Source organism: Colwellia sp. KS18-150 (assembly GCF_057551365.1).
This window is the reverse complement of the sequence record NZ_BAAJMC010000005.1, coordinates 112,923-135,790: the sequence shown is the minus strand read 5'-3', so window position 1 is coordinate 135,790 and position 22,868 is coordinate 112,923. Positions and strand designations below refer to the sequence as shown.

The following is a 22,868-nucleotide window of genomic DNA, read 5'->3' as shown; positions in this document are numbered from 1 at the left end:
GTAATATTTGGTTTTATAATATGAATTCATCTTTACTTTTTTTAGTGCTACTGGGTCTAACTTTATTTAGTTACTGGTTTGGTATTCAACGTTCTTTAAACGTTGTTGGTGGCGCTGAGCATAAAAAGGATTTAACTTGTTTACCTGAGCAGTTTGGCTTGTTAACGGCTATGGTCTGTGGTTTACCGGCATTAATTGCATTATTAATATTTAACAGTGCAGAGCAGGTTGTGATTGAGCAATTACTTACTAGTACATTGCCTGAAAATATCCAATCCCTTTCAAAAATTGATTTAGGTCTTTACCTAAATAATATCCGCTCTTTAGCATCATCTGAATCAGCTAGCGTTTTAATACAATCCATAAAAGATTCAAGTGAAATTGCGGTACAAAGTCAGTATCAAGCCGCCATACAGCTACAAAATCTTAATGAACAAGCGAGTTGGTTAAGAACAGCATTAGTGCTTATCATAGCCGTGGTCAGTGTTATCGTTTTAGTAAGAAAATTTAGCTTAACCTATGCCGCCAGACAAAAATCAGAAACCATTATTCGTGGTATTTTAATTGCTTCATCTGCTATTGCCATACTTACTACTGTAGGTATTGTCGTTTCGGTATTATTTGAATCAATACAATTCTTTAAAAGCGTTTCGCCAGTAGAGTTTATGTTTGGTACTCAGTGGAGTCCACAAACAGCGATGCGTGAAGATCAAGTCGGTGGCTCAGGCGCTTTTGGTGCGGTACCTTTATTTGCCGGTACTATGCTAATTACATTCATCGCTATGATGCTAGCTGTGCCTGTTGGTTTAATGATCGCTATTTATTTATCCCAATATGCCAGTGCAAAGTTACGTAGTTTTGCTAAGCCTATGCTTGAAGTACTTGCGGGTATCCCAACGGTTGTTTACGGATTTTTTGCAGCATTAACCGTAGCGCCTGTTATTAGAAGTGTTGGTGAATACTTTGGTTTAAGTGTCGCTTCAGAAAGTGCATTAGCAGCAGGCTTAGTTATGGGCACCATGATTATTCCTTTTGTTTCTTCTTTATCTGAAGATGCAATCAGCGCTGTGCCTAAAGCATTGAAAGAAGCGTCGTTTGGCATGGGAGCAACCAAGAGTGAAACTGTGATAAAAGTGCTTATTCCAGCTGCCCTACCCGGTATTGTCGGTGCAATTTTACTTGCTATTTCCCGTGCAATTGGTGAAACCATGATAGTGGTAATGGCCGCTGGTATGGCAGCCAACTTAACCGCTAATCCATTGGATTCAGTCACCACAGTGACCGTGCAAATAGTTACCTTGCTAACCGGTGATCAAGAATTCGATAGCCCGAAAACACTAGCAGCATTTGCATTAGGGCTAATGTTATTTATTACCACACTCGGCTTAAATATTTTAGCGTTGAAAGTCGTACAGAAATATCGAGAGCAGTATGACTAATTCAAAAGAAAACAGCGAAATGGAGAATATTGTGCCTGCTAATAACGAGCTTTCTAGAGCATTATCCACCACAGAGAAGGTTGCTTTAAGCCTTAAAAAGCGTCATAGAAAAGAAAGGCGTTTTAAGAGCATAGGTTTATTTGCGGTACTGTTTGGTTTTTTACTTGTGGTAACTTTGATTAGTGATATCACTAACAAAGCCTTACCCGCCTTTCATCAACATTGGGTAAAACTTGATGTAAATTATAAAAGTAATTGGTTAAACGTAGCTGATGAGTTAAGTGGTTATGAATTAACTGAGCAGTTAAAAACGGCTGATTACCGTAAAGTGCTTAGAAACTCTATTTATCCGATGTTTATGGATGAAGAAACCACCAAGTTATCAAGAAAAGAGAAACGAGCAATCTTTAAGTTATTCTCTACCAATGCTGAGTTCACGATAAAAGATGAGCTTATATCATCACCTGAAGACTTTAATGAAACCGTCACTATATGGGTTAGGCTTGATGATGATGTTGATAGTTATCTAAAAGAAGACTTTGCCTCTGGAGAAGCTGGCTTGCGTATCAATGAGCAACAAGCTAAATGGTTAGCTAAGCTTAACAATGAAGAGCGTATAGAAAGTCGTTTCAATGTGAGCTTCTTCACTTCCAGTGACTCAAGAGAGCCTGAACTAGCCGGTATTAAAGGCGCATTAATGGGCACCTTGCTTACTATGTTTGTTACCTTAATGCTGTCTTTTCCACTGGGTGTCGCCGGCGCTTTATACTTAGAAGAGTTCGCACCTAAGAATAAAATTACTGATTTAATAGAAATTAACATCAATAATTTAGCTGCTGTACCTTCTATTGTGTTTGGTTTGCTGGGTCTGGCGGTAATTATTAACCTGTTTGGTCTCCCTCGCTCTGCGCCATTAGTTGGTGGTATTGTTTTAACGTTAATGACTTTACCCACAATTATTATTGCCAGTCGTGCAGCCATTAAAGCGGTACCACCTTCAATTAGAGAAGCCGCATTGGGTTTAGGTGCATCAAAAATGCAAGTCACCTTCTCGCATGTACTGCCACAAGCGATGCCAGGTATTATTACCGGTGCTATTATAGGAATTGCACAAGCGTTAGGTGAAACAGCGCCATTACTAATGATCGGCATGGTAGCATTTATTGTTGATGTTCCTACCAGCATCGTAGATTCAGCAACCGTATTACCCGTACAGATATACTTATGGGCAGATAGTCCAGAAAGAGCTTTCTTAGCCAAAACATCCGCCGCTATATTAGTGCTATTAACACTATTGTTAGTTATTAATGTAACAGCAACCGTGTTGCGCTCTAAGTTTGAAAAGAAATAGGTTTGAGACGAAATCATGAATAATACAGAAATTAACCAAGACCAGTTAGCTGACATAGAGCTGACAGAAACTGTTGGCAATATCTATGCTGATAATGCCAAGATGAAGATCAGAGGCGCCAATGTTTATTATGGTGAAAAACAAGCCATTCACGATGTCAGCCTAGATTTGGCAAAAAACCAAGTAACCGCGCTAATTGGCCCGTCAGGCTGTGGTAAATCAACCTTCTTACGTTGTTTAAATCGTATGAATGACACTATCGACATTTGTCGTATTACAGGTCAACTTCTACTCGATGATGAAGATATTTATGCTAAAGATCTTGATCCTGTGCTACTAAGAGCCCGTGTCGGTATGGTATTCCAAAAGCCAAACCCTTTTCCTAAATCTATCTATGACAATGTTGCTTACGGCCCTCGTATTCACGGCTTAACCAACTCTAAAGCAGAATTAGATGAAATTGTTGAAACAAGTTTGCAAAAAGCGGGATTATTTAACGAAGTTAAAGACCGACTAAAAGATCCCGGCACTGGTTTGTCAGGCGGACAACAACAACGTTTATGTATTGCTAGAACCATTGCGGTAAGTCCTGAGGTGATCCTAATGGATGAGCCAGCATCAGCACTTGACCCAATTGCTACAGCGATTATTGAAGAGCTAATAGATGAATTAAAGGAAAAATACACTATTGCTATTGTGACCCACTCAATGCAACAAGCGGCACGTGTTTCACAGCACACTGCTTATTTTCATATGGGTAAATTGGTCGAAATGGGTAAAACAGAAGATATTTTTACTCGACCAAGTCACAAGTTAACTGAGAACTATATCACTGGCCGCTTTGGTTAAATGGAGAATCACATGACTACATCAAAAGAGACAGAAACCCAATCTGGTTTCACCACAAAATTACATTTAGACAAGCATATTTCACGTCGTTTTAATGAAGAGCTTGAACAAGTACGAAACCTAGTGATGGATATGGGTGCGTTAGTAGAGCAACAAGTTAACGACGGTTTAAATTCAGTGCTAAATGCTGACTCAACCTTAGCGTCAAAAGTGATTGAGCGTGACCAAAAAGTCAATACTATGGAGTTAGAAATTGATGAGTATTGCACGCAAATATTAGCCAGACGTCAACCTGCCGCTAGTGACCTTCGTTTATTGGTCAGTGTCATTAAAAGCATTACCGATCTTGAGCGTATGGGTGATGAAGCGGTTAAGTTTGGCAAAAATGCCATTAAACTTGCTAAAGGTAACTTTGCCGAAGAAGAAGGCTCTCGCCCTTTAGTTGAGCTTAGACACTTAGGTAAACATGTCAGCGAAACGTTAAGTTGTGCTTTAAAAGCATACGCTGAAATGGATGTAGAAAGCGCGTTAAACATTATTAAAAATGATAATATTATTGATGAAGAGTTTGACAATATCTCTCGCCTTCTCGTCACTAAAATGATGGAGAACCCTAGAGAAATTAAAAACGCTTTACGAGTAACTTGGTGTGCCCGTGCATTAGAGCGTATTGGCGATCACACCACTAATTTATGCGAATACATAGTCTATTTAGTAGAGGGTAAAGATGTTCGTCATGCCAGCATGGAACAAATTAAAGAACAAATAGATCGTTAAACTTTCGCTAATAAATGAGGCGTTTATAATCCTATAAACGCCAACCTCTCCAATACTTCATATAAAAGTGCCTTTATAAAACAAAATCGGCAAATTAATATGTGCCTTAAACAAGCTTTAGCTGTTTATTAACCCATGCGTTAATTTATATAATATAGTAACTAAATTATATAAACTGGCTTTCCTCTTTTTGACAGGAAAGCACAACACGAACGAAAAAATAATGACAAAAAAACGACTCATTTGGGATCTGCCCGTCAGGTTATTTCATTGGTTGCTGGTGATATCAATATTTGCGGCATGGTATACCTCAGATGGCGAAAAAGGCTTAATAGATTACCATCTTAAAATTGGTTACTTTATTTTAGGCTTGATAATATTTCGCCTGCTATGGGGTATATTTGGGACAACACATGCCAAGTTTTCACAATTCATTCCTAGCATGCAATCGATAAAAAACTACCTTGAAAAGGTTAAAAGTAATAAAAGTTACAGTACTACTGGCCATAATCCTCTTGGCGGCTTGATGGTGGTAGTGATGCTAACCTTGCTTTTATCGCAAGCCGTCAGCGGTTTATTTATGAATGATGATGTTTTTACCACAGGCCCATATTACGACAGTGTCAGTAACTCAGCACAAAAATATCTCGCTCAAATTCATCATTACGCTTTTGATGGCATTATTTTGGTTTCGGCTGTCCATATAATTGCGGTATTTTATTATTTATTTGCTCGAAAAATAAATTTGATATTGCCTATGATTACCGGCTACAAAGCAAATATTGATGAAACAACTAGTGATATAAAATCATCGAAGCTTTTATTAGCACTGGTCATAATATTGATGATTATTGTGTTTTTGTATTGGCTCTTGGTATTGAACATACCTGTAGAAGAAGAGTTTTATTATTAATAGAAATCTAAAAAATAAGGTCTGACGTTATCTAGAGATAATACAGACCTTATCGTAACTTAAACTGACTTAAGATTAAGAAATTGCTTAATCTTTTTTAAAGTCATCGTGACAACCGCCACACGTTTTACCTACGCCGCCAATTGCCGCTTTGATTGCGCCTTCATCGCCAGAGGTAGAAACTTCAATCAGTTTTGCCGAAGCTTTCGTTAAATCATCAATTCTTTTTTCAAAAGCCTCACGTTTAGTCCAAACGTCTTTTAACGCATCTGATTTAACCTTATAACCGCTAGTATCTGTTCGTGTATAGTCAGCAATCATATAAGACAGTTGGTTAATTCTAATGGCGTTCTTCTCGACTACTTTGGCATTAAGTGGAATTTTACCTTTTGCCATACCACCTAATGGCCCCATATTAGCGCCAAGCATTGTAAAAACGGCATGACGTACTTTATTAGCACCTTTTGCGTGTTTTTCTGATTTGGCTGGCTCTGCTGCAGCAATATTAGTGACTAACATAAGTGCACAAGCGGTAATAACTTTTGATGGAAGTAATTTCATGTTTATTTTATCTAGTAGTGGTAAGGACAAATAAAACTTTATCATTAAATATCTCAATAGTTAACTAGTAAAATACTGGCTTATTACAAATTTCATTATTATAAACAGCAAAAACAATTTAACTATAAACAATAGCTTTTTCGACAAATTTTGGCGACACTAGCTTAACTCCCCTTGTTAATGCTTATTATGTTGCGATTATTATTTGTTTCAATATTTATAGCTTCACTATGTTTAAATATTTACTTCTTCGTTCAAATAAAAGCCTTCAATTTAGTTGAGGAAGCGATGGGGTACCTACAAGAAGAGGTGCCAACAACACTATCTACAACTAAAACGTTGAAGAATGACTCTTTTGATAGCTCTCGCAGCACTGAAAAAGCGACAAAACATTCTAACTTTAATAACAATCAACAGACGAATGTCGTTGATGAAATTAAAAAAAACATCCAAGCTAAACAGTTTTTTGAAGCGGCTAATTTACTTTATGAACTCCCCCAAGAAGGCACCAACCAATTAAGCACGGTTAAAAGCTATTGGCTTAATGATAGCCAACAATTATTGAACACTAAGCAGTATCAAATTGTAGCAGAGTCTTTAGATGCCTACTTGGCCTACTCCCCTGACGATCTTGATTTTCTATTTCTTTTTGTTGAGCTACACATAGCCAAACAACAAATACTCATGGCGATAAAAAGTGCCTTCGAACTTCAATACCATACGCAAGACTTTAACTTACAAAAACAAAGTAATGAGTATGCTAACCAGCTAGTACGCCAAGAAATCTCTCGCCTTTTACAAAATGAATTATGGTTTGAGTTAGCTAACTTCTCTAGTGAAGTGCTTGTTATCACGCCACAAAGTAGTGAAGCTTTATGGGCATTAGCTCAAGCACAATTTCATCAAGGTGAGTACCAATTAGCGAGAGAAAGTGTTGACTCTTTACTTATTGAGCCAAACTATCAAGTTAAAGCCCATGAGCTAGTAAAACTTATCGAAATGGCCTTGCAACAACCCGCTATGATCCCACTTGTACGTCAAGGAGTTCACTTTGTTGTTGAAGGGGTAATTAACAACCACGACAAAGTTAACTTGCTGATAGATACCGGGGCTAGTATTTCGGTTTTATCACAAGAATTTTTTGATAATTTAGCGTCAACTCGCCAGCTGAGCTATATAAGCGATATTGTATTAATGACCGCTGGAGGTGAAATATCTAGCAGCATTTATCAAGTGGAACATTTTGAATTACACGGTTATCGCGTAGATAACTTTAAGTTTGCAGTAAACCCATACATGACCTCAAATAATGATGGATTATTAGGTATGAACTTTTTACGACTGTTTGATTTTCATATTGATCAAACCAATAGTTTACTCAGTTTATCCAACAAACCTTAGGTCAGTTGCTCGCAAATATCATTTGTTCCGCTGCGGATAACTTTGTACTATAACGCTTTCCCCCAAGAGTAACTTTTGTGATGACCTTAACGCCTGATTTAATAAACACCATTGAGCAGTATAACGAGCAAAAACGTTTTAAGTATTTTGTAGATACTGTCCTCGAATCTCAGCAGATTTGGGTTTTAGTGGATGAACACGGCTGTATGATGTTAAACACCGAAGACGAAGATTGCGTGCCGGTATGGCCCAACAAAGAATTTGCACAAGAATGGATTACTGACGACTGGCAAGACTGTAAAGCTGAAGCAATTTCGCTAAGCAAATGGCAAAACAGTTGGACCAACGGCTTAGCAGATGATGACTTAGCTATCGTAGTTTTTCCCAATCAAGCAGAAGAGGGTTTGGTACTTTTTCCTGATGAGTTTGATTTTGAGTTATCTAAACCTTCAAAAAAATCTGTTCGAAAAAATTAACAGTTTAGCCCATAAAACATTACGTCTTGGCTTAGTTAGTGTTAACAAGGAAATATAACCCGTGCCTGTGTTTAAACATTACATTTCAATTTTACTTTTAATTGCCACAATCACTGGCTGCGCATCACTTCCAGAGGAAATGATGCATCCTATTGAACCATCACCATCACAAAGACTCACTAGCTTGACCCAGTTAACAGCGAGTTATGAGCCAAAAGATGCAACAAGCGCTGTCTTAATACAAAATACTGGCTGGGATGCTTTGTCTCAGCGACTGGCACTTATCGAATCAGCAGAGCAAAGTATAGATATTCAATACTATATTTGGAACTCTGACTCTTCGGGCAGTTACTTAGCAAGCCGTTTATTAGCAGCAGCAAACCGAGGCGTTCAAGTTCGTGTCATGTTAGATGATATCAACTTAAATGAACGTGAAAGCCTATTAGCAGCCCTTGATCTTCACCCTAAAATTGAAATCCGTATATTTAACCCTATTCCAAGTCGCCACGGGTTTATTAAATGGGTTAATGTGCTCAGTGACTTCTCTAGGCTTAACCGTCGTATGCATAACAAATCATTTACCGTTGACGGCACTTTGGCTATTGTTGGAGGTCGTAATATAGGTGATGAGTATTTTGATCTTTCGGATGAAATAAATTTTCGTGACCGTGATGTACTAGTAATGGGCTCAGTCGTTTCAGATATCCAGACAAGCTTTACTCAATATTGGAGCAGTCGCTGGTCTTACCCTGTTAATTTACTAACCGAAAACGTTTCACCTGATATTTCGATATTAGAAAACCTAGAAGCACCTATATATCAGCATTACCCTCCACTACCCGCGGGTAATAAACAAGCGAACACTTTCTTAAAAGCGCTATTACCTGAAATGACATGGGTTCAAGCTCGCTTTATTTCTGATCAAGCGGTACCTGATGACGCCAGCAACACCGATGTTCCTAAAGCTACCGCCAAATTGTTAACGGAATTAGCACAGCAATCGACACACGAAATGGTCATTGAGTCAGCTTACTTAATCTTTGATGATCGCCAATTAAAGTCATTAAATACTTTAACCAACAATGGCGTAAAGATAAGTGCTTTAACCAACTCTATGGCTTCAAATGATTTAGTGACCAATCATTCAGGGTATGCGGGTCGACGTAAAGATATGCTCAAAGAAGGCATACAGTTGTTCGAGTTAAAACCTGATACAAGCCTATGTAAAGACTCGACAAAAAACGCAAAAAAATGCGCGCCCATAGCCCCTTATGGCCTTCATGCTAAGTCTGTCGTTTTTGATGAGAATATCGCGGTTATCGGCTCATTTAATTTTAATTTACGCTCAACTTACCTCAATACCGAATCATTACTGATTATTGAAAACCAAAGTGTAGCTACTCAACTTAAACATGAGATAAAGCAAGCGATGAGCGAAGAAAATAGCTGGCGATTGGACTTAACGGATGGAAAAGTGCACTGGTATTCAGGTGAGGAAAACTGGGATAAAGAGCCCGAAACCGATTTGACAGAGCGAATAACATCAAGGCTTTTACAATTATTGCCAATAGAGAAGTACTTATAGGCATGTATTAAAGGAGTTGGCTTCCTTTTTCAAATTTTAACAATGTAAGGTTTTTCTCGTATAATACATGATACCCATACCTTAGAAAGACTTAAAATTTGTGATGTTTCTTCGAACCTTATTTATCATTACTATTTTTACTTTAGGTCAAAACTCTGCTGCTATGGAGTCAATAACACTTGCAGCTGAAACTAGCTGGCCTCCCTTTTCGGATGAAAACGGTAACGGGATTTCCAAAGAAATTATTCAAGCTGCGTATAACTCAGTCAATGTTGAAGTTGAATTTATTGCCGTGCCCTACGCCAGAGCATTAAAGATGACTAAACTTGGACAAGTTGACGGTGCCTTTAATGTCACCAAGCAACAAAGCACAATTGAAATATTTGATTTTGGTAAAACACCTATCTTACAGGCCACTGCTTCATTTTATTATCACAATGATTCAACAATGAACTTCAACTCGGTTAATGAAATACCTGAATCGACATCCGTAGGTGTGATCATTGGTTACGAATATGGCGATAACTACGAAAAGAATAAAAATCGATTTAATGAAGTTAGAGTAAGCAACCAAACACAGCTTATTCAGCTTTTAATAAAAAAAAGGGTCGATGTCGCCATAATGTTTGATGAAGTTGCTAAAAGTAAATTAGATAAAATGGGGCTAAATCTTAGCCATATAAAAAAAGGAAAAATTAACCATAAAAGCGATATCTATGTAGCCTTTAGCAAGTCAAAAGATACTAAAAATGCGATAAAGTTGCTCGACGAAGGCTTAGTCAACATTAAGAAATAACGGTTAATAAAAGGCTCTGATTATCTTCACTAACTCTTTAAAGGCATTTGCACAAAGGAGCTATAACGCAGCACTGTCAATTAACTCTTTAGGTTGACTCCATTGCTTAGGCGACTGACCATACATCCGCTTAAATTCACGGCTAAATTGAGATGAACTGACATAACCTACATCCATGGCAGCCTTACTTACATTCATGCCTGCAGAAATTTTCATTGCAGCATTATTCAAACGCATCGATTTAATAAACTGAATAGGTGACATCATAGTAGCTTGTTTGAATTTACGATGAAAAACGGCGCGACTCATGCCGACTTCAGAAGCTAAGTCCTCGATAGTAACACTTTCCTTAAGTTTGGAAGAAAGGTACTCAATAGAGCGAGCGATTTCGTTCCCGACACCAAAGGCTCGTCTTGCAGAAATACCTGCCTCGCCTTTTAAAACCGAGTAATACAACTCACGCAACCGACTTTGTCCAAGAATTGACATATCAGTGGTGTTTTCTTCTAATTGAAGTAATCGTAATAAAGCATCACTAAATGTGTCATCCCAATGACATAAAGAAATCCCTTGCGGTAATGAGCTACTTTTAGGGCGTTTTATTGCACCTCTTGCGCTTTCCATTTCTATGGCTAACTCGGTCATTACTTTTGTATCAAGAGAAATATACACACCAAGTAAAGGATCATCTAAAGAAGCTTCCGGCGTTCCCGCTTCAACAGGCATTGACATGGTGCAGCATAAATACTGGCTATTATCGTAAATATGGCGACTGCCATTAAGAATAGCCTCCTTCTTGCCACTTACTATGATAACAATAGTCGGCTCATAGACAGCAGGAGCACAAGGAATAGAGGTAGTAACCCTAAATAGGTTTACTCCCTTTATACCCGTTTCAATGATGCCATCTTCACTGATACGACTTTCAATAATTTGTTTTATCTTATTTTTAATCATACGCCAGCCTTAAAAACCACTACAGATACAAATAGGCAAATATTTAAGATTATTACGCCTATTTACACATAAAAATGATACTTATAATACATTTACCACAACACTACTACAGCAGATAACGGCATGCAAATAAACTTCCAGAGCAATTTGGAACGGTCATTTTTGATTGGTCGCTGTAAATGTATTTATTTAGGAAAAATTATGTTTAAAAAGTTAGTCATCACACTTAGCACTTTGTTTTTAATCGGCTGTTCAACCGCTAATATCTATAACGATTTAAATGTGTCAAAGCCTGTGAAAAATGGAGAGTACGGGCTTGGTATTGCCTTTGGTGGTGGTGGGGTTCGTGGTTTTATGCATTTAGGTGTCATCAAGGCGTTAGAAGAAGAAGGCATCAAACTTGATGTCGTCAGTGGCACATCCGCAGGCTCAATTGCTGCTGTTTTATATGCTTCAGGAATGCACTACAAAGAAATGGAGTCGGCAATAAATAGTGTCGGTATATCTGACATAGCCGATTATGTATTTTCTTCAGCAGGAATCATCAACGGTAAAAAGTTGTCATCATGGGTGAATAGCCAAGTTGAATATGATGACCTATTGCAATTCCCAATACCGGTAGCCGTCACCGCGACTAACTTAACAACTCAAAAAACGGTTATGATCCGTTCGGGAAATCCCGGTCATGCCGTTCAAACCTCATCGACCATTCCTGGCGCATTTGTCCCCGTAGAAAGTCAGGGGGATATTCTTGTTGATGGGGGAATATTCAGTGTTGTACCTGTTTATACCGCTAGAAAATTAGGCGCGAAAAAAGTCATTGCCGTCGATATCTATTGCCACAACCAAGCTAAACCTGAGCTAGGCATTGGCAAAGTAACGCTCGCTGCTTTTAGGATGCAAAGTTGCCGGCTATCAAAAGAAGAGCTGAATAGTGCAGATGTCGTTATTACCATTAATAATGAGCCAACTAGCACAGCAGCCTTTGATGAAAAAGCCCAAGCCATTGAACTGGGGTACCTTGCCACCAAACAAGCAATGGCTGAGATTAAAGCCTTGATTGTTCGATAAAAATAAGGATATAAATTTTGATAGAATCTAGCTTAATATTAAGATGTATTGCTATAGCATTAATCATTATTGGCATTATATTAACGGCAAACCCTGAACTAATAAGTAATAAGCCGATCCCTGAAGATACATTTGAAGCAGTCGAGCGCAGAATTTGGTGGGGCTTACTGATAGGCTTCGGATCTTTACTTATTTTTCACCATCAATTACAACCATGGATAATTACGTTGGCAGCCACCAGCGCTTCGTTAATTTTTGGTTTACTGATTGCACGATTAATCGGGATAATGTTAGACGGCTCAGTGGTTAAACAATGGATATATGTCGGGATTGAGATCATTATTTTAATACCTTTGGTATGGTGGTATCTCAAAATCCGAACTTAGCAGCTAAGTTAAATATCGCTAAAAGATATACATTCATGGCAACTTCTTAACAGCAACGCTCATGAAATAGCTAAACAAAAAAAATGGTGCTCATAGTATTAAACCAAGAGCACCATTTCATGTATAAACACCAATAGTTTTGCGTTTTATTACCTACTCATCAACCGCATTAGCTTCTGCAATACGTTGTAATCGCTCCTGCTCCTCAGCAAAAGCTGCTTTGATTTCTTCTATTACGGTATCCACATTAGCTGACTGATTATTTTCAGCAAACTGCCCCGTTAGTTTTGTTTTTAACGTTAGCTCACCGCTTTCATAGAGTGCCCACATTTCATGAGCATACTTACTTAATAATAATTCAGGGGCAAATTGCCCATAATAATTAGTCATGTTTTCAACATCGCGAATTAACATAGCTTTAGCATTATTATTCGCCGAAGCATCTACCGCTTGAGGTAGGTCAATAATTACTGGGCCGTAGTCATCAACCAATACATTAAATTCAGATAAATCACCATGAACAACGCCCGCACATAACATGCGCATCACATAAATCATCACTAATTGATGATCTTCAATAGCTTGCTCTTTTGACATCACTACATCATTTAAGCGCGGTGCAACATCACCCGCATCATCAGTGACTAACTCCATCAATAATACGCCATCGAAACAGCCAAAAGGTTGAGGTACACGTACACCCACTTCTGCCAGTGTATATAACGCGTCTACTTCCGCATTTTGCCAAGCCTCTTCTTGCTGACTTCGACCATACTTAGAGCCCTTTTCCATTGCTCTAGCGCGGCGGCTATTACGGCTTTTTCTGCCTTCTTGGTATTGAGCTGCTTTTTTAAAGCTGCGTTTACTCGCTTCTTTATACACTTTAGCGCAGCGAACTTCATCACCACATCGAACAGTGTATACCGTCGCTTCTTTGCCGCTCATTAGTTGACTAAGCACTTCATCAACTAAACCATCATCAACCAATGGTTGTATTCGTTTTGGAATTTTCATATCGCCGTTATACAGTAAAATTGTCCATGATGAAACATTTGCCGCGTTTTCATCATGGCTTAAGTAAAATATTTTATAAGTAAATCATTAAAAGTGTCTGTTTAGACCCTATTTTGAAGTGTTAATGTTAGAGCCCACCTGTTACATCAACAAAAGTGCCTGTAACAAAGGACGCTTCACTCGATAAAAGCCAAGCGATGGCATTAGCCACTTCATTTGGACTACCACCACGCTGTAAAGGAATAATACTACTTAATCTATCTACCCTTGCTGGCTCACCGCCATCGGCATGCATGTCGGTATAAATCAAACCTGGTCGCACGCAATTAACACGAATATTTTGTTTAGCCACTTCTTTTGAAAGCCCTATGGTTAATGTATCGATAGCACCTTTTGATGCAGCATAATCAATATACTCATTGGGTGAGCCAGATCTCGATGCCCCCGAAGAGACATTGACAATAGCACCACCAGAGTTCATTCGCTTTATTGCCTCTTTACAACATAAAAAGCAGCTACTAACATTCGTGGTGAGCACTTGATTAAAACGCTCTAAACTAATTTCGCTTAGCCTTGATTGGGTAAATAAAATGCCGGCATTATTAACTAAATGGGTGACAGTACCAAAATGATGCTCTGTCGCTTCAAATAGTTTGATTACTTCTGCTTCTTCAGCGACATTAGCGGCAAAAGCAAATGCTTGTCCGCCTGCACTAGTAATTTTGTCAACCACTTGTGCTGCTTCATCATGTCGATTCAAATAGTTAACACAAACACGATAACCTTGCTCGGCTAATAGTATTGCAGTGGCTGCGCCAATTCCCCGACCACCGCCAGTAACAATAACAACCTTATCTAAGCGACACTTCATTTTATCTACTCGATCCATCTCACTGGCTTCCTTCACTAACAATCATGGGTAAATCCATACAACCATAATCAACAGCCATTTGACTTAAAATGCAGGTTAATTGACCACGATGATGTGTTTGGTGATTAAATAGATGCTGCGTCATATCAGCGACTTTAATACTGATGTTTGCACCTTCAGTATTTTGATAATGGATCACCTGCTCACAAGCACTTTCTGTTAAGTTTTGACAATATTTTATCAGCAAAGCATCTACTTGTGCCCTTGCCTCACTTAGTTCAGTAAAGTCGGTAAAATATATATCCGTTGTGGATACTGGTGTTGGTAAGTTATCCAAGTCCGTTGGCGTTAATGAAGAGACTCCATTACGGGCGAGTCGTCCTAGCATAATCAGATCACCAAAAAGTATATGGTTCCAATACGAAATAATATTAGGAAAAAATGATTGCGTATCCCGCACTAAACCTTCTGCAGGTAATGCATGACAACACGCTAATAATTGCTGATTAATACGTGAATTATACAAAGCCATCATTGAAAAGTTGTTCGTTAACGCCAAGTTAACCTCCATTAAATGTATTGGTATTTTTCCCTATCTTATCAAAAATGATGCATAAAAAAACGCCCGTAGGCGTTTTATAAAAAGCGATTGAACTATTGTTACATTTTAAACTTTTTCAGGTTATCTTGCAGCAGCTCCACTTCATTAGCGATAGTATAGTTTGCATCAGAGGTTTCTTTTGCTCCCTGATAATTACTGTCAGCCATTTGACTTATATTAGACAAGTTTTGATTTATTTCTTCTACAACACAAGTTTGCTCATTAGTCGCTTGCACAATCTGCGTATTTAAGTCGGAAATGACCATTACCGATTCAGTAGCTTCTTTAAGGGTATGGCTTGCGTGTTTACTTTTATCGATACATTCATTGGCACTTTCTGTACCTTTATTCATGCTTAATACCGCATTATTCGCTTCTTCTTTTAATCTTTCTAATAACTCTTGAATATCAATAGTAGAGGTTTGTGTTCGTTGTGCAAGTGTTCGTACCTCGTCGGCTACTACCGCAAACCCTCTTCCTTGTTCACCCGCTCTAGCCGCTTCTATAGCAGCATTTAGTGCCAATAAATTTGTTTGCGAAGCTATGCCTTGAATAGCTTCAAGTACAGTGCCTATATTATTAGTTTCATTGACTAAGTTTTGAATCACCCTTGATGTTTCAGTCACCTCTTCTGAAAGCTGCTCAATAATTGCCTGGCTTTCTAGCGCATCACGATTACTATTTAACATCATATTTTTAACCACTTCTGTTGCCTCAGATGAACTAGCAGCATTACTAGCGACAACTTGAGTAGTAGCGCTCATTTGGTTAACAGCACTAGCAACTAACTCTGTTTCAATACGCTGTTTATCAACATTTTCAACAGTAAGGGTCATATTAGTTAACGCTACTTTCGATGATTCATCTAACACTCTAGTTTGTGTCGCAGTATTACCAATCAAAGCTCTCAACATGACTAAAAATTGATTAAAAGCTCGAGCAACATCACCTGTTTCATCTATTGATTTTTCACTTAATGAAACATTTAAGTCTCCGTCACCGTTGGCAACTTCATTTAGCCTATCGGCTAGTTCAACGATGGGATTAGCGATTGCTCGACCTATAACGAAAGGGAGCACCAGCCCAATAATTATTGCAATAATGAAAGCAAGGATAATCCAGAAAATGCCCTCTTGTTCATCTTTTTCGGCCTGTAATGAAGCTTGAAGAGTAAAACGTTGAACCTCTTTTAATAATTCAACCACTTCATGTTTTATTTCATCTTCTTGATGTTCAAGATTTTTTGACTTTACCGCAATATCAATAAGTGCTGCCGTCTCGATAAAATCTAAAAAGTGTGTAAGTTCAGCTTCAAACGTTAATATATGAGAATTGATTGTTTTTACTGTAGCAGAGAGGTGTTTAAATTCTTTTTTAGCCTCCTCTGAATGTAACGAATTTATAGACTCCAAAATAAAAGTATCGATTTCACTTAACTGCTTAGTAATAGTGTGGGATAACTTTTCAATATCTTGCTTTAGTATAATAAATTTTTCATCGCTTCCTGCAATACCTTGCTTCATTAAGGCAACATTATATAACGCGCGTTCAATTAATATACTTTGCTCTAACTGATAACTAGTTAATTCGGTAATATTGTTGGTAAGTGGAATATCCTTTTCTGCTATATCGATAAGTTCAATGCCTATTTTAGACATTTGGGAAATTGCTATTCCCCCCATAATATGCATTAACGATAACTGAATAGCACCTAATAAATAAATTTTGTGAGCGATTTTTAACTGTTTAAGCATAACGACTTCTTGATAGGTAATGAAATAAAAGATTGCTTTTCATCATCCATGATAAGTATTAGTCCGTTTTCCGAGCTAATACTGCAATGCTATCCATATAGGTAAAGTAATTAATTGAAATTAATTAGAAAGTCCTAACAAAAGTAATACCAAAAACATTTGCTTTTTCATTATCAATAACCGACGACAAGAATAGGCTCTATAAAAATCACCTAGCAAAAGCTTGAAAAATATTAATAAGAGAATAATAATCGTTAACAGGTTATTAAAATCCCTTACAGAAGTTACAACTTATTTACATTAAAGGTGAATTATACACATCTTATTTCATTATTTGCAAAGTCAAATATCTTATATAATATAGACACTTACAGGTCAGATGAGTTAAGCGTTTGTTGGAGAAACTCTCTATCGGTTATCAACAAGAAAGTTTCTTTTGGCTAAATGATACCAAACGGATTGACTAATTTACCGGCTGGGCTGTCAGCATTGCTAAGCGCATTTGTTGTTGCCTTTGATAAGCATCTTGCTCTCTTTCAACATATTTTAGCCATTGTTGTGCAGTCTTCTTAATTTTTGGCAACTGCTGCGCCTTGGTAAAGGCAAGTAGAGACTGGTCAAAATGATGCAAATTAAAGTTTGCCATCCCCTTGGCTAAATACATGTTGCCAAGGTAACTAGTGTCTTCATCAGCAACACTTTTTTCAATAGCTTTGTCAGCAAATTCAATCGCCAACTGCCACTTCTCATCATTTAAATAGATTTGTGCTAATAAAGCTTCATTTTGACCACTTTCAGATAACTCAGTAAGTTTGGTCAATACTACAATCGCTTTTTTCGGCTCTTTGGCATTCATATAAGCACGAGATAAGATCTCTAAGTTCTTCTCTTTGGCGATAACCGTCCCATCGTCAATGGCTTCACTGAGTAATTTGGCTGCTTTATAAGGTGCGCCATGAAATTGATATAACTGCACTAGGGTAATAATATCGCTAGATTTAGTCACATAACCCGCTTGAAAGGCAGCTTCCATCACGGCAACTTGCTTTTCTTCTTCGCCAATTTCGCCATACATACCAGCCAATTGTAGCCAGTATTGAGGTTTGTCATACAAGCGAACGAGTTGTTCCATTACCTGGGTGACTTTTTCTGGTTGGGCTAATTCATAATGAGTAGCACGTTTTAAAATGAGCCAGTTTTCTTTAGGTAACTTGTTCTGTGAAGTGACCTGTTGAATCGCATTTTCAATATGTATTAAGCTATCAATAAATTGTTTATCTTGATAATAAACTTGAGCAAATAACATTTCTTGATTGGCACTAAGCGGTTTAGGATTAACTTTTTTCCAAGCCATTAAATGCGCTAACGCACCAGTGAAGTCTTGTTGTTGCATAGACAGCTGTGCAAGAGAATAACGCGTTGAAATCACTAAACTATCGGGGATTGAAGCCTCATCACTGATCACTTTAGTGAAACTTGCAATGGCTTGCTCAACATTGTCATCGGCATAATACATAAAGCCATAAAAGTTAAAGAGCATTGCTTGCTCGTATGCATTCAAGCTGTCTAAACGGTCTTTAACATCGTCTAATGCCGCAAAACCTTCCACTTTTTTGCCTTCATCAGCCAAACCTTGTGCTCTTGCTAATTGCGTATAAACACGATTACGCATAGCGGGTACTTTTTTACTTGATTTATAACTCTTATGCGCTTTTGAATTATCATCTTGCGCCACAACGGTTTGTGAAGATAACAAAGCTATCGCACTTATCACTGTCGCGAATACCAAAGAAGAAGTGAGTTTCATGATTGTCTCCTTAATTATTATTAAATGATTGATAGCTAATAACCGGCTATCAATTACTTAGCCATCAATTTCAAAGCTAATTTTATTTTGTACACCGCCTACCGCCATGGCGACACCATCAACGACTCGAGGCTTATATTTAAACTTTACAACGGCATCAAGAGCGGCTCTATCAAACACACCTGCTGGCTCTGCATGAACCACTGCTGGGTTAGTTACCGCGCCCGTTTTCGTGACGGTAAATTCCACCACTACAAAACCTTCTATCCCTCGAGACTGAGCTCGGCGGGGATACACTGCAGCCACTTTAACGATAGGTAAATAATCACCGTCACTACTGTCCAGGCTTAAGCCGCCAGAAAGACTAGTATCTGCTTGAATATCGGCTGCAAAACTACTTTTAGCGGCATTAGCATTTGGGTTGCTTTGCTGCATTGGTGGTGCTGTCATTTGTGGTGGAGGCTCTTTAGGCTTAGCGGGTTTTTGCACTTGTCGATCTTTTTTCACCACCGTTTCTTCTTTCTTTAAACGGATAAAATCAAGCACATTACCTTTTACCGGCTCAGACATGACATCATTACCACCAGCAATTAGTTTTTGCATGCCCCAAAACAACACAAAAGTCATACTTAATGCCAATGCGCCCGCTATTACATATCGAGCACCACTACGAACTATTACTGTAGCCACGCTATTTCCTCCAACTCTTACTATGCTTCTTGCGCAGCAATAGACACATCAAAAACACCCGCAGCACGTGCTGAGTCCATCACTTTAATCAAGGTATCTGTCGTCGCTTTTTTATCAGCTTGTATGACAACGGTACCTTGAGGGTTTTCAGCTTTTAAGCGCTCAATATTGGCTTGAACACTACGAATATCAACTTTTCGTTTGTTAATCCAAATATCGCCTTTGTCGCTGATGGCAACTAAAATATTTGCACGTTCTTTTTTCACCGCGGTAGCAGCTTCTGGGCGGTTAACATCAATACCAGCCTCTTTGACAAATGAAGCGGTAACAATAAAGAAAATTAAAAGGATGAAAACCACATCAAGCATGGGGGTCATATCAATATCTTCTTTTTCTTCCTGCGCTTGTAGCATTTTATTTAAGTGACGCATGATTTTTCCTACTATGTTGTTAAACAGTCATCGTGAACACTATCGCTAACGATGACATTATTAGTTGTGTGCTCTGCTGAGTGTTTTGCTTTAGTGTTTCGCCATTAACGCATCAGCTAACAATTCTGTTTCTTTTTTGGCGTTACGTTTAATCCAAGCAACAGTAAAAACACCAGATAATGATCCCACCATACCGGCCATGGTTGGGATAGTTGCTCTTGACACACCAGAGGCCATAGATCGGGCATTACCACTACCTGAGATTGCCATGACATCGAATACTTCTATCATGCCCGTCACTGTGCCTAATAAACCTAATAACGGACAAAGCACGACCAAAGACTGTATCAAGGTAATATTACGGTTGAGCTTAGTGGCGCCGCGAGAAATTAGTTTATTTCTAATTTGCTCGCTGTTCCAAGAAGTGTGCTCTGCTCTACTTTTCCATGTGTGAAGTAAATGATCTCGAACGCTTTTATAACTAATCGAAATAAATACAAAGCGTTCAAATATCATCAACCACATAATGAAGATAACGACACCAATTACTGTTAATACCTGCCCGCCAGTGTCCATAAACTCAACAATGGCGTTGAACATTTCTGTTAAGGCAATCACGGATTACGCTCCTTGCCCTGCTAATTCAGCATTTTCAGAGCGTTGTGCGATAATACCTGTGCTTTCTTGCTGTAAAACATTAATGATGTTTTTGCTACGACTGTTTAAATAAGCGAATAGGAATACCATTGGTATAGCGACAACTAAGCCAAGTACTGTGGTAACAAGTGCTTGTGAAATACCACCCGCCATTAATTTAGGGTCGCCAGTACCGAATAAGGTAATCGCTTGGAAGGTATTGATCATACCGGTTACCGTCCCTAATAAACCAATGAGTGGTGCCACTACTGAGATAATTTTAATCAGCGTTAGCATGCTAGATAACTTAGGTAACTCACGTAAAATTGCTTCAGATAATTTAAGCTCTAAAGTTTCAGTATCAAGGTTTGGATTTTCATCTTTAACCTGCATAACACGGCCAAGCGGATTATCACTTGAAGCTTCATCAGATTTAAGTTGGCGGTTAACTTTCGAGCCAACAGACACTAAGTTGATAAAGCGTACTAAAGCAATAAGTAAACCTACAGCGCCAATACCTAAAATGATATAACCTACAACACCACCTTGGTCGACACGCTCACGGGTATCGGGTGCTTGTACAAGCAGGCTTAAAATTGAGCCTCCAGTTGGGTCTAAAGCAAAGGCTGTGGTTGCTTTGCTATTTGTTAAGGCATCAACTGTAGCTAAGTAACGGTTTGCTGGCTGTCTGATCAACTCAGCAACAGAGCCTGTTTCATCAATATATTCTAAATATTTACCGTTAGAGATTAAGTTAAAACCACCAACACGAGTAACATCAGCATTGATTCGCTCACCGTTCGCTAAAACAACTTCACGGTTGAACGTTTCGATTTTACCGCTTTGAGTCATTTCACGTTGTAGTTCAAACCATAAACGCTCAATTTCTTCGATGGATGCCAGCTTGCTACTAGAGCCCATGCTTTGTGCAAATTCATCTAAAAATACACCACGATCTGGAATTTGCGCTGAAATCACTGACGTTTGAAATTTGCTACGGGTATCACCTGAGACTTGCTGTAAAACACCAAACAATTCTTTTAACTCACCCAAACGCTTATCTAAAGCATCAGTTTGATTTGCTAATGCCACTTCGTTATCAGCAAACCCATGCTCTAATGTTGCACTTAACTTAAGTGCAGAGTCACGTTGATTAATAACCTCGTTTAACATGTGTTGCTGTTGATTTACTTTGCCTTTAAATTCAGCTTCACGTGCTTGATTCTGCTTCGACTGTGCCACCTTTCCTTGTTCAAGCTGGCTTAATAAATCATCTAAGTTAGCCGCTTGTTGAGCAAAGACTGTAGTGCTCAGTAAAACAGCAGAAATAGATAGCGTAGAAATTGCTTTTTTACACACTTGGCCAAACAAAGTGAGTGGCTTTCTTTTAATAGTAGTCATCATGATTTTTACTCTGTTATAACTTGGCTTGTGTATTAGATAAAGGCACCATAATCAAATCAGGTGCAAGTTGTTTGCGAGCTATTCTCAATGCTTTATTCACCCCTAAACGGTAATCTTGAGAAAGTGTTTGCCACTGACCCGTTTCTTGCTGCCATTGGCCTAAACGGCTGCCATCGCGAGTTTGGTAAACAAAACTAACACGACCAACACGTAAGAAATCAACGTCCATTTGTTGACCTTCAACCATTAATTGGCCGCTATAAGCTTCGATAGTGCGACCGTAATCTACTTCAATTTGATAGGCTTCTAGCACGCGGCGAAATTTCTCAGGAACAGAGATATCAGCACGAACCATCATCTCTTTTAAATCGTTAACGCGCTTGCTGCGCTCTTCTGGGAGAAACGGAACATCAAGATTAACAAAATCTGCTAATGTCGAAATCATACGCGCCATTAAGGGTGATATTTGACGTTCTATAACACTGACTTCTTCCATCGATTTTGCTAATTGAGCCAACTCTGCCACTTGGTTATTAAGCTGAGCCTGCATTTGCTGGTTATAAACATTTAAACCGTCTAGCTCTTTAGTAACACCATTAAATTGCTGTAATTTAGATTGTACTTGCTCGGTATAACCATTAACTTTTAGCTGAGAATTGCTTGCTGATTGATTAATTTGTTGACCAGCATTTACAACTTTATCCAGTTGCTGTTGATTTTGTTCAAGTGAATTGGCACTAGCCGCTGTGCATAAAACTGTTGTCGCACTTAAGCTTAACAGTATGCTTGCTTTGGCAAGGTTGGATAATTTCATCGATTTACCTTTATCATGTCATAAAATAATTGTGCCAAATTGTAATGATCAAATGTGACACATACGTGATAAAAAAATGACAGTTAGATTGCAGTAATATTTCAGTTTTATGAATCCTGTTATCTATACGCTTTTTCTATTTTTTCCTCTTAATTACAAACCCACCAAACAACATTACCAAAATAAATTATTGGTAACCTTTATCTACAGCTATTGGTATGATAGATTATCAACTAATCTAATAAGATCGCGACATTCACTGCTATTTCGAATAAAGAGAACAT

23 protein-coding genes are annotated in these 22,868 nt (G+C 38.3%); 11 read left to right on the top strand and 12 right to left on the bottom strand.

What is annotated here, in order from left to right:
- The first annotated feature begins 20 nt into the window (after positions 1-20).
- The 5 genes from pstC to AC27IF_RS09360 all read left to right on the top strand — a co-directional run bounded on the left by pstC (position 21) and on the right by AC27IF_RS09360 (position 5,329).
- Positions 21-1,439, top strand: a complete 1,419-nt coding sequence (gene pstC / locus AC27IF_RS09380) for a phosphate ABC transporter permease subunit PstC (RefSeq protein ID WP_487053895.1) — start codon at positions 21-23, stop codon at positions 1,437-1,439.
- The gene (pstA, locus tag AC27IF_RS09375; protein ID WP_487053893.1) at positions 1,432-2,790 is read left to right on the top strand and encodes a phosphate ABC transporter permease PstA; all 1,359 of its coding nucleotides are present in this window, start codon (positions 1,432-1,434) and stop codon (positions 2,788-2,790) included. Before pstC ends, pstA begins: the two co-directional genes overlap by 8 nt.
- A 15-nt stretch (positions 2,791-2,805) precedes the next feature.
- Positions 2,806-3,639 (top strand): phosphate ABC transporter ATP-binding protein PstB, encoded by an 834-nt coding sequence (gene pstB, locus AC27IF_RS09370; protein ID WP_487053891.1) that lies wholly within the window; start codon positions 2,806-2,808, stop codon positions 3,637-3,639.
- A 12-nt stretch (positions 3,640-3,651) separates the two neighbouring features.
- Positions 3,652-4,416, top strand: a complete 765-nt coding sequence (gene phoU, locus AC27IF_RS09365; protein WP_487053889.1) for a phosphate signaling complex protein PhoU — start codon at positions 3,652-3,654, stop codon at positions 4,414-4,416.
- A gap of 223 nt (positions 4,417-4,639) precedes the next feature.
- A complete protein-coding gene (locus tag AC27IF_RS09360; RefSeq protein ID WP_487053888.1) occupies positions 4,640-5,329 on the top strand; it encodes a cytochrome b/b6 domain-containing protein in 690 nt (229 codons plus the stop codon).
- Positions 5,330-5,416: 87 nt separating this feature from the next.
- Here AC27IF_RS09360 and AC27IF_RS09355 read toward each other — a convergent pair whose 3' ends face one another.
- Entirely contained in the window at positions 5,417-5,935 is a 519-nt protein-coding gene (locus tag AC27IF_RS09355; RefSeq protein ID WP_487053887.1) for a c-type cytochrome, read from the bottom strand.
- Positions 5,936-6,178: 243 nt separating this feature from the next.
- Between AC27IF_RS09355 and AC27IF_RS09350 the strand changes: the two genes are divergently transcribed.
- The 4 genes from AC27IF_RS09350 (at position 6,179) to AC27IF_RS09335 (ending at position 10,148) form a co-directional block, all read left to right on the top strand.
- Positions 6,179-7,291 (top strand): aspartyl protease family protein, encoded by a 1,113-nt coding sequence (locus AC27IF_RS09350; protein WP_487053886.1) that lies wholly within the window; start codon positions 6,179-6,181, stop codon positions 7,289-7,291.
- Between the two features lie 80 nt (positions 7,292-7,371).
- Positions 7,372-7,767: a DUF2750 domain-containing protein gene (locus tag AC27IF_RS09345; RefSeq protein WP_487054022.1), complete on the top strand. Its 396-nt coding sequence runs from the start codon at positions 7,372-7,374 to the stop codon at positions 7,765-7,767.
- Positions 7,768-7,828: 61 nt separating this feature from the next.
- Entirely contained in the window at positions 7,829-9,352 is a 1,524-nt protein-coding gene (locus AC27IF_RS09340; RefSeq protein WP_487053884.1) for a phospholipase D family protein, read from the top strand.
- Positions 9,353-9,455: 103 nt separating this feature from the next.
- Positions 9,456-10,148: a substrate-binding periplasmic protein gene (locus tag AC27IF_RS09335; protein ID WP_487054020.1), complete on the top strand. Its 693-nt coding sequence runs from the start codon at positions 9,456-9,458 to the stop codon at positions 10,146-10,148.
- Positions 10,149-10,208: 60 nt separating this feature from the next.
- Here the strand turns inward: AC27IF_RS09335 and AC27IF_RS09330 are convergent, their stop codons facing one another.
- Positions 10,209-11,105 (bottom strand): AraC family transcriptional regulator, encoded by an 897-nt coding sequence (locus AC27IF_RS09330; RefSeq protein WP_487053882.1) that lies wholly within the window; start codon positions 11,103-11,105, stop codon positions 10,209-10,211.
- Between the two features lie 201 nt (positions 11,106-11,306).
- On the opposite strand from AC27IF_RS09330, the gene AC27IF_RS09325 reads away from it, so the two are divergent.
- Entirely contained in the window at positions 11,307-12,176 is an 870-nt protein-coding gene (locus AC27IF_RS09325; RefSeq protein ID WP_487053880.1) for a patatin-like phospholipase family protein, read from the top strand.
- Between the two features lie 17 nt (positions 12,177-12,193).
- A complete protein-coding gene (locus AC27IF_RS09320; RefSeq protein WP_487053878.1) occupies positions 12,194-12,562 on the top strand; it encodes a hypothetical protein in 369 nt (122 codons plus the stop codon).
- A 153-nt stretch (positions 12,563-12,715) separates the two neighbouring features.
- On the opposite strand, the gene AC27IF_RS09315 is transcribed toward AC27IF_RS09320, so the two are convergent.
- From AC27IF_RS09315 to AC27IF_RS09270, 10 genes are all read right to left on the bottom strand, one after another.
- Positions 12,716-13,576 carry a PA4780 family RIO1-like protein kinase gene (locus AC27IF_RS09315; protein WP_487053876.1) on the bottom strand — a complete coding sequence of 287 codons (861 nt, stop codon included), beginning with the start codon at positions 13,574-13,576 and terminating at the stop codon, positions 12,716-12,718.
- Positions 13,577-13,703: 127 nt separating this feature from the next.
- Entirely contained in the window at positions 13,704-14,465 is a 762-nt protein-coding gene (locus AC27IF_RS09310) for a glucose 1-dehydrogenase (RefSeq protein WP_487053875.1), read from the bottom strand.
- Between the two features lies 1 nt (position 14,466).
- Entirely contained in the window at positions 14,467-15,006 is a 540-nt protein-coding gene (locus AC27IF_RS09305) for a DinB family protein (RefSeq protein WP_487053874.1), read from the bottom strand.
- A gap of 101 nt (positions 15,007-15,107) precedes the next feature.
- Entirely contained in the window at positions 15,108-16,802 is a 1,695-nt protein-coding gene (locus AC27IF_RS09300; RefSeq protein ID WP_487053873.1) for a methyl-accepting chemotaxis protein, read from the bottom strand.
- 463 nt (positions 16,803-17,265) lie between these two features.
- On the bottom strand, positions 17,266-18,609 hold the full coding sequence (locus AC27IF_RS09295; RefSeq protein ID WP_487053871.1) for a tetratricopeptide repeat protein: 1,344 nt from the start codon (positions 18,607-18,609) through the stop codon (positions 17,266-17,268).
- Positions 18,610-18,666: 57 nt separating this feature from the next.
- The gene (locus tag AC27IF_RS09290; protein ID WP_487054019.1) at positions 18,667-19,236 is read right to left on the bottom strand and encodes an energy transducer TonB; all 570 of its coding nucleotides are present in this window, start codon (positions 19,234-19,236) and stop codon (positions 18,667-18,669) included.
- Positions 19,237-19,319: 83 nt separating this feature from the next.
- Complete coding sequence (locus AC27IF_RS09285; protein WP_487053870.1) at positions 19,320-19,730, bottom strand: ExbD/TolR family protein; 411 nt, start codon at positions 19,728-19,730, stop codon at positions 19,320-19,322.
- A gap of 90 nt (positions 19,731-19,820) precedes the next feature.
- Positions 19,821-20,348, bottom strand: coding sequence for a MotA/TolQ/ExbB proton channel family protein (locus AC27IF_RS09280; protein ID WP_487053869.1), 528 nt, complete (start codon positions 20,346-20,348; stop codon positions 19,821-19,823).
- Positions 20,349-20,351: 3 nt separating this feature from the next.
- Entirely contained in the window at positions 20,352-21,770 is a 1,419-nt protein-coding gene (locus tag AC27IF_RS09275) for a MotA/TolQ/ExbB proton channel family protein (RefSeq protein WP_487053868.1), read from the bottom strand.
- A 13-nt stretch (positions 21,771-21,783) separates the two neighbouring features.
- Positions 21,784-22,584, bottom strand: a complete 801-nt coding sequence (locus AC27IF_RS09270) for a DUF3450 domain-containing protein (protein WP_487053866.1) — start codon at positions 22,582-22,584, stop codon at positions 21,784-21,786.
- Positions 22,585-22,868 lie beyond the last annotated feature (284 nt).

Excerpts from the sequence above, each read along its gene's own strand:
- AC27IF_RS09355 (WP_487053887.1), bottom strand. The coding sequence starts at position 5,935 with ATGATAAAGTTTTATTTGTCCTTACCACTACTAGATAAAATAAACATG.
- AC27IF_RS09350 (WP_487053886.1), top strand. The coding sequence starts at position 6,179 with ATGGGGTACCTACAAGAAGAGGTGCCAACAACACTATCTACAACTAAA.
- AC27IF_RS09345 (WP_487054022.1), top strand. The coding sequence starts at position 7,372 with ATGACCTTAACGCCTGATTTAATAAACACCATTGAGCAGTATAACGAG.
- AC27IF_RS09310 (WP_487053875.1), bottom strand. The coding sequence starts at position 14,465 with ATGGATCGAGTAGATAAAATGAAGTGTCGCTTAGATAAGGTTGTTATT.
- phoU (WP_487053889.1), top strand. The coding sequence starts at position 3,652 with ATGACTACATCAAAAGAGACAGAAACCCAATCTGGTTTCACCACAAAA.
- pstA (WP_487053893.1), top strand. The coding sequence starts at position 1,432 with ATGACTAATTCAAAAGAAAACAGCGAAATGGAGAATATTGTGCCTGCT.
- AC27IF_RS09325 (WP_487053880.1), top strand. The coding sequence starts at position 11,307 with ATGTTTAAAAAGTTAGTCATCACACTTAGCACTTTGTTTTTAATCGGC.
- AC27IF_RS09300 (WP_487053873.1), bottom strand. The coding sequence starts at position 16,802 with ATGCTTAAACAGTTAAAAATCGCTCACAAAATTTATTTATTAGGTGCT.
- pstB (WP_487053891.1), top strand. The coding sequence starts at position 2,806 with ATGAATAATACAGAAATTAACCAAGACCAGTTAGCTGACATAGAGCTG.
- AC27IF_RS09330 (WP_487053882.1), bottom strand. The coding sequence starts at position 11,105 with ATGATTAAAAATAAGATAAAACAAATTATTGAAAGTCGTATCAGTGAA.
- AC27IF_RS09315 (WP_487053876.1), bottom strand. The coding sequence starts at position 13,576 with ATGAAAATTCCAAAACGAATACAACCATTGGTTGATGATGGTTTAGTT.
- pstC (WP_487053895.1), top strand. The coding sequence starts at position 21 with ATGAATTCATCTTTACTTTTTTTAGTGCTACTGGGTCTAACTTTATTT.
- AC27IF_RS09290 (WP_487054019.1), bottom strand. The coding sequence starts at position 19,236 with ATGACTTTTGTGTTGTTTTGGGGCATGCAAAAACTAATTGCTGGTGGT.
- AC27IF_RS09285 (WP_487053870.1), bottom strand. The coding sequence starts at position 19,730 with ATGCGTCACTTAAATAAAATGCTACAAGCGCAGGAAGAAAAAGAAGAT.
- AC27IF_RS09295 (WP_487053871.1), bottom strand. The coding sequence starts at position 18,609 with ATGAAACTCACTTCTTCTTTGGTATTCGCGACAGTGATAAGTGCGATA.
- AC27IF_RS09275 (WP_487053868.1), bottom strand. The coding sequence starts at position 21,770 with ATGATGACTACTATTAAAAGAAAGCCACTCACTTTGTTTGGCCAAGTG.
- AC27IF_RS09335 (WP_487054020.1), top strand. The coding sequence starts at position 9,456 with ATGTTTCTTCGAACCTTATTTATCATTACTATTTTTACTTTAGGTCAA.
- AC27IF_RS09360 (WP_487053888.1), top strand. The coding sequence starts at position 4,640 with ATGACAAAAAAACGACTCATTTGGGATCTGCCCGTCAGGTTATTTCAT.
- AC27IF_RS09270 (WP_487053866.1), bottom strand. The coding sequence starts at position 22,584 with ATGAAATTATCCAACCTTGCCAAAGCAAGCATACTGTTAAGCTTAAGT.